The organism is Bacillota bacterium (assembly GCA_009711825.1).
Lineage (GTDB): Bacteria > Bacillota > Proteinivoracia > UBA4975 > VEMY01 > VEMY01.
In genome coordinates, this window is record VEMY01000059.1 from 1 (window position 1) to 12,522 (window position 12,522).

A 12,522-nucleotide genomic window follows, 5' to 3' on the forward strand; every position below is an offset into this window, starting at 1 on the left:
GTTTTCTCTAGCCAACAGGAACTTGACCTTGAACTCTTTGATTATGTAAACTGGTTCAACAATGTTCGCATACACGGATCACTGGACTATCTAACACCGAATGAGTACAAGCTAATGCACCTTTAAAAATTTGTCCAATTTAGTGTTGACATACCAGCTAATTCCCCTCGGGGAGTTGAAAGGGCTCTTGCTGGGCGCAACTTCCGTAACTGCAGGGATAGTCTAAACAAAGCTAATTCCCCTCGGGGAGTTGAAAGTTGCACCTGGGGTTGTGGGTTCAGAAGTGTGTGCGAGGTCTAAACAAAGCTAATTCCCCTCGGGGAGTTGAAAGTCAGGAATCCGGGCTGGTAGTATCCGGCAGCTTCCGTCTAAACAAAGCTAATTCCCCTCGGTGCACAACTGAATAGTTCTATCTTCTAACCCCGATCAATGGCATCGGGGTAATTTAGTGCATCTTTCCTACAAATACGGTTTGAAAAACAGCTCTTTCGACAATATTCTCTAAATTATGGAAGGATTTCTACGTTAATTATCGAAACTTTTAAGAAGTATAAATGTAAGATTCTATGAAAAGGAGGAGGTGCTGGTTTGGGGAAAAGTGGTAAGCCAAGGAGAGAAACTTTCAAGTGTGAAATCTTGACTCCAATGTTTTGCGGGGGAGCAGATCCCCAAAAGGCAGAGCTAAGGGCATCATCAGTCAAAGGGGTGCTGAGATTCTGGTGGCGAGCTCTACACGGCCATCTGCCATTATCGGAGCTACGCAAACAAGAGGGGCAGATTTTCGGGAGCACAGAAGGGATTGGAAAAAGCAAAGTGCTCTTGAGCGTCGAGGCTGATTTACAGCCTTGCACTGATCCATTCCCGAAACATAACATTCGGGTAACTAGTAAAAGTAAAACGTTTCCAGTCAATATCTTAGATTACCTTTGTTATGGGACTTACACATGGAATCGAGAGAAAAGAACCAATGAGTTTGTAAAATCGTACCTGAAACAGGGTGAATGGTTTAAGCTTCACATTGTTTATCCGGACACTTGTGAGAAGCAAATTTTAGACGCCTTATACATGCTAGTGAACTTTGGTGGACTTGGCGCTTGTTCGCGTAACGGGTTTGGCTCGGCACATATCAATGATCCTCGGCTCTCTATCGAACCGGTGAACTTCTTGAAACAATTAAACTCGCCGGCTAGCCCAGTAGATTATTCGGCTTTGTCTAGTGGACTAAGATTGTTCCGCACAAGGAAGTTGCATGGAACTTGGGATTCGGCGCTAGCTGAATTAGGCATTGCCTATCGGGTTGCTAGGGGTAGTTTGGAGCCAAAGCATGAGTTTAAGCGCCGGAAGTATGTCGCCTCTCCTTTAATTGCCGAAAAGAAAACCCATTCTGATATCGCCAGACGGGCCAAGCCATACTTTATGCATGTTGCGCGTGTTGGAGACGAGTTTGAGGGGCGGATACTGTATCTGCCTGCTGCCTTCTGTGCAGGGCTAAGTAAAGATAGTAAGAACAACATCATTGATCAGAATAAACACAATGAGATGAACAAAGAGTTCGCCAGCGTTTGCGCCGACATGAATAACCAGCTTGCCGATAAGTTGGAGGTGGTATTGTGAGCATGAAGACCCTTCATTTCGCTTTAGGTCCCGTGCAGGGATTTGTTGCTCAGGCCAGGCGCACCCGGGACTTTTGGGTCGGTTCTTTTTTGCTATCTTGGTTGTCAGGACAAGCAATGTATGAAGTGCAACAGGGCGCCGGAACAATTATATTTCCTGCAATTCAAGGTGATCCGCTGCTACGAGCAATTGAGGCTACAAAAAGTAACAAGCCCGCTGACATTCCCGCGGTTGCAACTTTGCCCAATCGGTTCATGGCCGAAGTGCCAAAGAATTTCGACCCGACTGTCTGTGTAAATGCCGTTCGTACAGCCTGGGGGCGGATTGCAGATGAGGTATATAAGCAATATATTCTGCCGGTGGAGCATCTCGGAAATAACACCAGGGCAATCTGGGAAAGGCAAGTAGAGGGCTACTGGGATATCTTTTGGGCTATAGGCGAAGACAGGCGTACCCTGGACCGCCGCAAGAATTGGCGAGTACATGTGCCCACAATAGAACCTGGGGATAAATGTACTCTAATGGGTAATCTTCAAGAGCTATCTGGGGTTATTCGCGAAAAGGGTAATCCCGCAGCCAGACAACGGGATGAATTCTGGAAAGCACTTCGGGGTAAGGTTGGTATTGAACTCCGCCATAATGAGCGGCTATGTGCTATTGCATTCGTCAAGCGTATGTTTCCAGCGATAGCGAGAAACCTACAGCTTAACGATGTTCCAGAATCTTATCCTTCCACTTCCACTTTGGCGGGCGTTCATTGGCTGAGCCAGGTTGCTATAGAGGAGCCTGAATTATGTATGCAGTATGCTGAGAAAGCAGTAAAGTTAGGGAAGAACTCAGAGCAAAAGGTCCAATTGGTAGACAAGCTTATTAGCGAGCATCAGAAATTAAGCGACTTCTTTCAGCTTAACCCCAATTGCTATTTCATTAATTCATTGGAAAACGACAATGTCTGGGAAGAAGATGATAGAAAGCTGCGGGAGGAGCTCAAAAAGTTATTGAAGCAATTTGGTTATTCAGCATCGCCGTTCTATGCTCTGTTGCTAATGGATGGTGATAAGATGGGCCAGCTTCTTTCTAAAAACGCAACGCGGGATCAGGTTACAAAGGTAAGTGAAGCACTTGGTAAATTCAGTAATTCCGTGCCTGGAATAGTCGACGGTCATAATGGCGTTTGCGTGTATGCCGGTGGTGATGATGTTTTTGCTATGCTGCCATTGGAGGATGCTTTACCGACTGCAGTCAAGCTTCAGAAAAAGTATAAGGAGTGCTTTGCGGAATATCGCAGACAGCTAAATGATGTTGATTCAGCAACGCTTTCCGGGGCGATTATTTACGTCCATCACAACATCCCGCTTCAGGTTGCAATTAGGGAAGCACATAATACTTTGGCTAGTGTTGCCAAAGAACAGTCCGGACGGGACAGTTTAGCCATAAAGGTATGGAAAGCCTCAGGCCCTAACTTAAGTTGGTCAGCTCCTTGGGAGGTCGTGATACCGGATGGAGAGACTACCATTCTCGATAAATTACTTGAAGACTTTAGTGCTAAAGAGCAAAAGCAGTTTACTAGCAGCTTCTTCTACAATCTGCAACAGCGCTTCAGTTTATTAAGTTCCGAGGAAGGTAATCTGAAGCTGGGGAGTGATGATATCAAAGCGATTCTGGAGGCTGAATATCTTAAGTCTCGCAAACTCAACCACGAGAATCAGGAACAATTTTCTGAACGGGCTAAAGAGAATATTGAACACCTTTTGAAAGTATGCAGACGGTCCTGGCGTGAAAACGGTGTTTTAATGGAGAATCAAGGCGGATTAGAGCTGGACGGAGCATTGCTCGTTAAGTTTCTTGCCACTAAGGGGGTGGAAAGATGACAACCAAACTGTGGTTTTTCGAAGCTTTGGATACCCTATTTTTCCGTGACGGCACCCCTTTTTCCATGGGCGAGACTGATACCCGTGGTATTCGGAGTTCCTTTCCGCCGGCAATGTCAACTTTGCAGGGCGCTGTTCGCGCTGCCTTGGCTATGGGGCAAGGTTGGAGTCCTCAACAACGGGACAAGTGGCCGGAGCAGTTGGGCTCTTCAAACAACCTGGGCAATATACGGCTTCAAGGGCCTTATTTGGTACGCAGCGTAGATGATGAACTTGAATTCCTTTTCCCTTTTCCCGCCTCAGTGGTTGAGCTTAAGAATGGTTTTGCCCATCTGACACCTGATGATTCTGAAACACCTACCGACATCAAAGAGCATACTCGCTTACTAAAGAATCTTCAGGAAGAGGATGTCAGGGGAGTTGCGGATAAGTGGCTTACTATCAAAGGAATGGGCAAGGTGCTACAAGGTTTGCCGCCAGAGAAAGAAGACAGTATCTGCTCTCCAGATCTCTGGAGTTTTGAAAACCGGACCGGCATCAAAATTAATCGGCAGTCAAGAACTGCTGAGCAAGGACGCTTATATTTTTTATCTCATGTCCGCCCAAAAGCGGAGCTCCGGGTGGCGGTGGCAGTAACGGGTGTTGACGCCGATTGGCACGAAGCAGTCCCTAGGTGTATTCCACTTGGTGGGGAAGCCAAGATGGCAATGGTCGAGGTAAAGGACTTTGATGACTTTATTCCCAGTGTGCCAGAATTGGAGATTAGAGACGGGAAAGTACGATTTACTGTTACTTTACTTACCCCCGGTCACTTTGGTTTCTTAGATGAGGACAGGCCCGAGTCAGTTGAGCAGGTTGAGATTGAAGTGAGAAAGGCTATTAGTGAAGGTCCCTTAACAGGTTTTGGTAGCTGTGTTACTGCTTGTGTACCCAAACTCAGTCAGGTTGGCGGTTGGGATGTAAAAAATAGTCGCCCGCGGGCATTGCGGCCAGTAGTATTTCCCGGCTCGACCTGGTTTTATGAGGTTGATTCAGATAGGGTTGATGAAGTGAAGGCACTGCATAAGAGCTTTGTTGGTGTCGGAAACGAATACGGCTATGGCCAGATTTTGATAGGAAAGTGGGGTTGTTAACATGAAATCCGCAGTATTGGGAATGTTTGCTGAGTCTGCTATGCATCTAGGCACCGAATCCACTGGTGGGTTAATAGACTTACCTGTGGCTCGGGAAGCTGCAACCGGTTACCCGTTAGTACCCAGCTCTAGTCTCAAGGGCTCATTAAGAGATAAAGCAAGGAATGCATTCAATAAAACTGAAGTTGAAGCTTTGTTTGGTGAACAGGACAAAGCAGGTGGGATTGCGGTAACCGATGCCCGATTGTTGTTGCTGCCAGTCCGGTCACTGACCAGTCATTACGTCTGGGTTACCTGCCCCTATATGTTAGAGCGGCTGCAAAGAGACATGAAGCTGGTAGGAAAACAGGTAAACTTAAAAATTGAAAGCCCGAAAGATGGTCAGGTGTTTGCTGCCTCGACAGGCAAGTTGCTTCTGGAGGAGTTAACTTTAGAGACAGATGAAAGGACAGAGCTTATTCAGAATAGTGCCAGGGTTATTGCTCCGTTAATTGGCCACGAAAGTGTTCGCAACCGGCTGGAAGGTCAGTTGGTCATAGTCAGTAACAACCGAATGGCATATTTTGCAACCTACTGTCTCACTGTGCGGGCTCGGAACCAGCTGAACGAGACTACCAAAATTAGCGAAAATCTCTGGTATGAGGAGACTCTTCCTCCTGATTCACTCTTCTATTTTTCTTTAATCCAACGTCCTGACCGACAGGGAAGTGTAGAACAGGCCGTTAAGCTGTTTGATGGTGACCCCTATCTCCAAGTAGGTGGTAATGAAACAATGGGGCAGGGCTGGTGCGCAATTTCTCTGTATGAGGAGGGAGAGTAATGGCTAAGGCCAGCAGTCTTGAGCGAAGCGCAGAACAGAACAGGGCAAAATTCGCCCTGGACCAGATAAAAAAATATCAAGAAACCAAGGATTCAAGCTGGCAATCTAATTACCAATCTTACGTTAAGTCCCTTCCGGCTACTATCCTGATGTGTGGTTTAGGTCAAGCAATGGCGTCTTTAATGTCAAAGGATGATGGCAATCTGGCTTCCGCCCATGGCCGGCTATATGCTGATATGCAACAATGGCTCTGTGGTCAAGAGGGGACTTTTCCTGGGCAAAAGAACTTGATGGATGCGCTGGCAGGTTCTGATATGGATACTTATCTACGGGCACAGGCGGAGGCTTTGGCTGTGTTGGTCTGGCTGAAGAAGTTTGCCACTGCATTCCTGAAAAAAAGGACGGATGGGACACATGACTAACAAATGTCCTTTGTACGATGGGTTTAGCCTTCCCGACAGGGGCCAATGGCAGAATTGGGGTTTGGTTTATGACAAATTTTGCAATGTCTGGTCCAAGAAATCGGATAAATGGTCTTTGGGCGATAACAAAAAGAAGTGGCTTGAAGGATTTGCGCGGATTGTAGGAAACCGGGACCTCATTGAGGATATGAGTTCTCGGTTGCAAAGACTTGTGGAAGCTAGAGGCGGAAACATAATCTTTGTTCGCACGGCAGGAAGATTTGTTACGGGTATGGGCAATGAAAATCCGGCTGAAAATGGATTCGCTTGGCATCCTACGTTGGGGACACCTTACATGCCGGGATCATCTGTCAAGGGAATGCTCCGAGCATGGATGCAAGAATGGGTTACCTCGGATCCGCGACAGATTAATGCTATCTTTGGGTCAGCAAATAAAAACTCAGACAGTAGTGCCGGAAACGTTATGTTTTATGATGCTCTTCCACTCAGTCCAATTAAACTCACTCTGGACGTGATGACTCCTCATTATGCTGATTATTATCGGGGTGATGCCCCCCCAGGTGACTGGCAATCCCCAGTGCCAATACCATTTCTGACTGTAGATTCTGACCAACAATTTATGTTTGCAATTGCCCCGCGTACCAGAGATGGTGATCAATATATGGATCTATTGGAGCAAGAAATTTACCAAGCTATCGAAATTGTAGGTGCGGGTGCCAAGACTGCAGTTGGCTACGGCCGTTTCATTATCGATGCCGCCCAGAAAAGCCAATATGTCGATGAACGGACTAAGCGAGAAGAAGTGCTGCTGAAACAACGGGAAATAGCTGAGTTAAGTCCGGTCCAGAGGGAAATGGAAGCTGATGGTTATGGAGATGACCAGGTATTTATTAATAAAGTAGATGCGTGGTTGGATAGAGCTGAGAAGGCGGAGGTTAGCGAACGCCAGGAGATCGCCGAGGCATTGCGGGACTGGTACCAAAGGTACAGGAAGGGGATGTTCGATAACCCTAATAAGAAGAATAGACCAAGAGTGGAACGCCTCAAGAAACTGCTTCGTTAGGTTTAGGGCAGCTTCGCCCCTATAGGTATCTGTTTCCTGTTGTGCGTATCCCCACTTAGATGGAGGGAAAAATTGTGAAGGTTCTTGTGGCAAATACGGGCACGAATGATCTTAAGTATGATAGTAAAAAGCTCAGTAGGACGCGTGAAGACGCAAAAAAAATTCTCGAGGATTTGCAAGGTGTAATTGGGGATGAACTGTTGCTAAACTCCGAAGCAAATAGTATAGATTTACCAATATTGCTGCCTGCAATAAATAGTTTTTTGCTTTTAGAGCCAGCGAGTGGGCCAATCGATGTGTTGTTCCTAATAGTTACCAATCAGGATGAAATGGTGGATAAAAAGTTTCGAAGCAAGGATACCATCTATGTAGGCAAAATAATAAAGTTTTTGCTGGAAAATAACGTAGACAAGTTCGCAAATAAAGTAAAAATGGTCAGGTTGCTTTATTTAAATAAAAACCCTAATATTCTTGATGATACTTTTAACTATTACCGCGACTTTGTAAAGAAAATCGGTGATTATCTCGGTAGTAACAGGCCTACTACATGGGTGATGCTGACTGGTGGAACACAGGCATGTAATTTTGCCCTGCTTGATGCATCAATTAACTCTAGCCACCTGATGGGGTATAAGCAGTACATTTATGTTAATGAGCTTACAGAAGAAGTTGTATTTTTAGAAACTCAAAATCAGCTTCTACTGAACAGGGTCAAAGAAACATTTGATATTTTTTTAGAGCGTTGGGACTATCATGCTGCAATGCAGTTATCCAAAAGATTGACATTTGAAGATAAAATAGTTACTAATTTCCTACAGGTTCTAGGACTTAGGCTAAACTTTAGATTTGAGGAAGCCCTTAGTGTAATAGAGGAAATGTTGGTTCGGGCGAATGGGAATCCTCGAATGGTCATTGAAAAATTGGAATTTGAGATAAAAAATTTGCATGATTCAATTGGCAAAGCACTGAAGTCAAAATCTGGCTTAGCATCGGCAGAGCACATTATCAATGAGCTCTACTGGAATATGCATATTCAATACCAAACGGGGCGTTATGTCGATTTCTTGGGTCGTTTTTATCGCTTAAGCGAGTTTCTTATGCAGCTGGAGATTGCTAAAATGGAGGGATGTGGTCTCAATGCATTGCGCAAGAAATTGAAACCCGGCGGGGGTCATGTTAGCAGAAAAGATATGCTGGATTATTTAAAGGACAACTCTATCAGGAAAACCTTTTGTATGTGGTTGGAAAATGGGAATGAACTGTGTAAACATAGAAATAATTCGATCTTAGGTCATTCTTTTCAAGGTGGATCGCCTCAAAATCTAAACGAGCTTTGGGGTGGAAAAGATTTATTTGATGATACGGTTCATGTTCTAGGCACAGAGTTTAACGTGATCATCGGAAACAATCCTTACGAAGCTTATAAGTATTGGATTAAAGAGAGATTTACCTCCACTTTGCGAAAATAAGCGTTTGTTATACAAAGGAGTTTTCTGGCAGTTAATATAAAGCAATGACTTAGAGATTAGTTGGGGTGATGATTCGAAACTAGCGTAGACCCCGTTTTATATGATTCCTGACGCAACGGGGGACCGGGATATAATATTTAAATTGTCCTATTCGTTATGGTATAATGAGGTAGCATGATTTTAGGAATTTCGGCATTCGAAGTAATCGAGCATCGCTGGTGTTGGAAAAACCCCGGCGATGCTCGAATCAATAAACTCAGGGGGTGGAGGACATTTTAGTGATTTTCAAAGCACCAATGATAGACGAAAACAGGCGATGCTCGAAAATGAAGGTTTGCCCCTTAGAACCACAGGGGGTTTCGGCCCCGCGGTCTAAACAAGGCTAATTCCCCTCGGGGAGTTGAAAGAGCTCAGCGGCCCCCTTTACCGCGACCGCGTACAAGCCCGTCTAAACAAGGCTAATTCCCCTCGGGGAGTTGAAAGACCAATGTAATGGGTCTCAGAGCAGTTTGCACAATATGTCTAAACAAGGCTAATTCCCCTCGGGGAGTTGAAAGTTAAATCTTGATTGTTTTTTGCCGCGCAAATGCTTCACGTCTAAACAAGGCTAATTCCCCTCGGGGAGTTGAAAGCTGCCGGCAGAAGTTTGGAGCACCGTTTTAATGTTTGGGTCTAAACAAGGCTAATTCCCCTCGGGGAGTTGAAAGATCAGGCGAGGTGTCCTTATAGATGCCCTAGTGTGGCGTCTAAACAAGGCTAATTCCCCTCGGGGAGTTGAAAGAAGAATTTATCCCCGGGATTCCCGGGCCTTGATGTGTGTCTAAACAAGGCTAATTCCCCTCGGGGAGTTGAAAGATTTTTCTTTGCTGGTAAAGCTCTATCTCTTTCATCTTGTCTAAACAAGGCTAATTCCCCTCGGGGAGTTGAAAGGGTTGCTCGGCCTGCTTTTGGTGCTTTGGCTTCTATGTCTAAACAAGGCTAATTCCCCTCGGGGAGTTGAAAGACAACTGGTATATCTATTAACTTTTTTATCGTTGAGTCCGTCTAAACAAGGCTAATTCCCCTCGGGGAGTTGAAAGAGGAATTCTTCCTCGGCGTATTTGTTTGGATCCGGTTGTCTAAACAAGGCTAATTCCCCTCGGGGAGTTGAAAGATTATCGTAAGTTAAAAAAATGTTATCTTACTGTTGGTCTAAACAAGGCTAATTCCCCTCGGGGAGTTGAAAGGGTTGGTGGTTTTCGTTATCCTTCTATGAGTTATTATTTGTCTAAACAAGGCTAATTCCCCTCGGGGAGTTGAAAGCGCCGGTTGCCGTCCGGCTCTCGTCAGGGCGACTAGTCTAAACAAGGCTAATTCCCCTCGGGGAGTTGAAAGAAGTTTCTTCTCACTTGTATTACCTTGCCCAGGATGGTCTAAACAAGGCTAATTCCCCTCGGGGAGTTGAAAGCCTGGTAGCAGCGCCCATGCACTTCAAGCTGTTGGCCGTCTAAACAAGGCTAATTCCCCTCGGGGAGTTGAAAGGCCACAACCAAAGACCATTTTGAAGCAATCAACCCCGTCTAAACAAGGCTAATTCCCCTCGGGGAGTTGAAAGATGGACACAATGGTAGCTTTACCCTGAAACATGGTGCGTCTAAACAAGGCTAATTCCCCTCGGGGAGTTGAAAGCAAAATAAGCCGCCAGACGGCCAGCGATACTATTTGTCTAAACAAGGCTAATTCCCCTCGGGGAGTTGAAAGTACTCATAGGTCCGCTCCCCACACGCAACACACTTGGCCGTCTAAACAAGGCTAATTCCCCTCGGGGAGTTGAAAGGGCAGCTTGTCCCGCTCCGAGATATCCTCAATAATGTCTAAACAAGGCTAATTCCCCTCGGGGAGTTGAAAGGGAGACCAGCGACCACCCTACACATTTAAACTGCTTACGTCTAAACAAGGCTAATTCCCCTCGGGGAGTTGAAAGAACAAATTCAGTATCATGGCGAAGATCAGCAGCTTGTAGTCTAAACAAGGCTAATTCCCCTCGGGGAGTTGAAAGACCTGCCGGCGCTGACCCAAAAGGAAGAGGCGCTGGGGGTGTCTAAACAAGGCTAATTCCCCTCGGGGAGTTGAAAGCCCGGTCCTCAGCCGCAGACTTTTCAGCGTGGTTAAGTCTAAACAAGGCTAATTCCCCTCGGGGAGTTGAAAGCCCTCCCTGCTTTGGATGAGAACGATGAATCCAACTTCGTCTAAACAAGGCTAATTCCCCTCGGGGAGTTGAAAGCTGCGGTGTTAAAATCCAGTTCGCTGTCCTCAATAAGAGTCTAAACAAGGCTAATTCCCCTCGGGGAGTTGAAAGCCAGCCAAACATGCCGGCAATGAGTGCGCCAAACAGAGTCTAAACAAGGCTAATTCCCCTCGGGGAGTTGAAAGATACTTAGTTATCAGAGTGGATTTCTTCATCGTGGTGTCTAAACAAGGCTAATTCCCCTCGGGGAGTTGAAAGCTTCGAGCTTGCTACGATACTTATTATAAGGTTAAGGCGTCTAAACAAGGCTAATTCCCCTCGGGGAGTTGAAAGTTAGTTTCCCAATCCAGAAAACCAAAATCAATTAAATAAGTCTAAACAAGGCTAATTCCCCTCGGGGAGTTGAAAGTTATCCCTAATGCCAAGAATTCCTGCGCCTGGTTAGCGTCTAAACAAGGCTAATTCCCCTCGGGGAGTTGAAAGCCCAATAAGGGGGCCTGACGCCATAAAATGCATCACCGTCTAAACAAGGCTAATTCCCCTCGGGGAGTTGAAAGTGGAGGTTGCGCTGGGCTTCGACTGCCCGGAACATGTCGTCTAAACAAGGCTAATTCCCCTCGGGGAGTTGAAAGCGTGCTGTTCGTGGGCGACAAGGCCGTAACCAATGAGTCTAAACAAGGCTAATTCCCCTCGGGGAGTTGAAAGTCCGGAGTCAGGCCTTTCAGCAGACTGGTGATCAGCGTGTCTAAACAAGGCTAATTCCCCTCGGGGAGTTGAAAGCACATAAATCGAGGCTGAATGCTTGAGCAATGAAGTTTCGTCTAAACAAGGCTAATTCCCCTCGGGGAGTTGAAAGTTCTCCGGGCGGTCGAGACCATGATGTCTGCAAAGGTCTAAACAAGGCTAATTCCCCTCGGGGAGTTGAAAGATGTTTAACTTAGTAATAACGCTCACCCGCATCACTGTCTAAACAAGGCTAATTCCCCTCGGGGAGTTGAAAGTGTGCCGGCGTCCCAAGACGTGCGCCACCAGTATCAAGTCTAAACAAGGCTAATTCCCCTCGGGGAGTTGAAAGTTCCATAACACATTGCCTAAACATGCTGTTGTGATAAGTCTAAACAAGGCTAATTCCCCTCGGGGAGTTGAAAGTTATATCACCTCCCGATATTGACAACTAACACTAATGTCTAAACAAGGCTAATTCCCCTCGGGGAGTTGAAAGTTATCGCGCCGCCGATCCGGTTCCCACCAGTTATAGTCGTCTAAACAAGGCTAATTCCCCTCGGGGAGTTGAAAGATCAAACTCTACATTCCCGGACCCGGGCCAAAATCGAAGTCTAAACAAGGCTAATTCCCCTCGGGGAGTTGAAAGCGGCATACCGTGAGGGCTGGCGCTCAGATATTTTTGTCTAAACAAGGCTAATTCCCCTCGGGGAGTTGAAAGGATATTGGTGTGCTTCGTTAAGTGCTTGAGTAGTTTCAGTCTAAACAAGGCTAATTCCCCTCGGGGAGTTGAAAGCGCCATTATCTTTTTTGTAGTCAACAGCGTTTGAGAGTCTAAACAAGGCTAATTCCCCTCGGGGAGTTGAAAGCGCTGATCGTGGAGACATCGTCAGGTGAGAGCGTTGCGTCTAAACAAGGCTAATTCCCCTCGGGGAGTTGAAAGTTTTCGACGTTCTCCTCAACTACCGTGGCGTCGACGGTCTAAACAAGGCTAATTCCCCTCGGGGAGTTGAAAGCTTTCAGGGTGTCGACAGGCAATGGACTGACTGGGAGTCTAAACAAGGCTAATTCCCCTCGGGGAGTTGAAAGCGATAAACCCCCCTTTTGCCCAGTTTACCACGTGGATAGGTTACACTTAGTTGGACAGATTCGTTAAGCTCATATAACCTTCATTCAAATA

The 12,522-nt window shown here is 46.1% G+C and carries 8 protein-coding genes and 1 CRISPR repeat array; all 8 genes read left to right on the forward strand.

Annotated features, from left to right (window positions below; genetic code table 11):
- A partial coding sequence (locus tag FH749_14480) for an IS3 family transposase (protein MTI96657.1) occupies positions 1 to 126 on the forward strand: 126 nt, incomplete at its 5' end.
- A gap of 462 nt (positions 127 to 588) precedes the next feature.
- Positions 589 to 1,614 carry a type III-B CRISPR module RAMP protein Cmr1 gene (gene cmr1 / locus FH749_14485; GenBank protein ID MTI96658.1) on the forward strand — a complete coding sequence of 342 codons (1,026 nt, stop codon included), beginning with the start codon at positions 589 to 591 and terminating at the stop codon, positions 1,612 to 1,614.
- Positions 1,611 to 3,485, forward strand: a complete 1,875-nt coding sequence (cas10, locus tag FH749_14490; GenBank protein MTI96659.1) for a type III-B CRISPR-associated protein Cas10/Cmr2 — start codon at positions 1,611 to 1,613, stop codon at positions 3,483 to 3,485. The genes cmr1 and cas10 overlap by 4 nt, the downstream gene beginning before the upstream one ends.
- Positions 3,482 to 4,618 (forward strand): hypothetical protein, encoded by a 1,137-nt coding sequence (locus FH749_14495; GenBank protein MTI96660.1) that lies wholly within the window; start codon positions 3,482 to 3,484, stop codon positions 4,616 to 4,618. The genes cas10 and FH749_14495 overlap by 4 nt, the downstream gene beginning before the upstream one ends.
- Position 4,619: 1 nt before the next feature.
- Positions 4,620 to 5,438 carry a type III-B CRISPR module RAMP protein Cmr4 gene (gene cmr4, locus FH749_14500; GenBank protein MTI96661.1) on the forward strand — a complete coding sequence of 273 codons (819 nt, stop codon included), beginning with the start codon at positions 4,620 to 4,622 and terminating at the stop codon, positions 5,436 to 5,438.
- On the forward strand, positions 5,438 to 5,860 hold the full coding sequence (gene cmr5 / locus FH749_14505; GenBank protein MTI96662.1) for a type III-B CRISPR module-associated protein Cmr5: 423 nt from the start codon (positions 5,438 to 5,440) through the stop codon (positions 5,858 to 5,860). The genes cmr4 and cmr5 overlap by 1 nt, the downstream gene beginning before the upstream one ends.
- Positions 5,844 to 6,923: a type III-B CRISPR module RAMP protein Cmr6 gene (gene cmr6, locus FH749_14510; GenBank protein ID MTI96663.1), complete on the forward strand. Its 1,080-nt coding sequence runs from the start codon at positions 5,844 to 5,846 to the stop codon at positions 6,921 to 6,923. The genes cmr5 and cmr6 overlap by 17 nt, the downstream gene beginning before the upstream one ends.
- 74 nt (positions 6,924 to 6,997) lie before the next feature.
- Complete coding sequence (locus FH749_14515) at positions 6,998 to 8,392, forward strand: hypothetical protein (protein ID MTI96664.1); 1,395 nt, start codon at positions 6,998 to 7,000, stop codon at positions 8,390 to 8,392.
- Positions 8,393 to 8,762: 370 nt separating this feature from the next.
- A CRISPR array of direct repeats spans positions 8,763 to 12,431; the repeat unit is 37 nt; unit sequence GTCTAAACAAGGCTAATTCCCCTCGGGGAGTTGAAAG.
- Positions 12,432 to 12,522 lie beyond the last annotated feature (91 nt).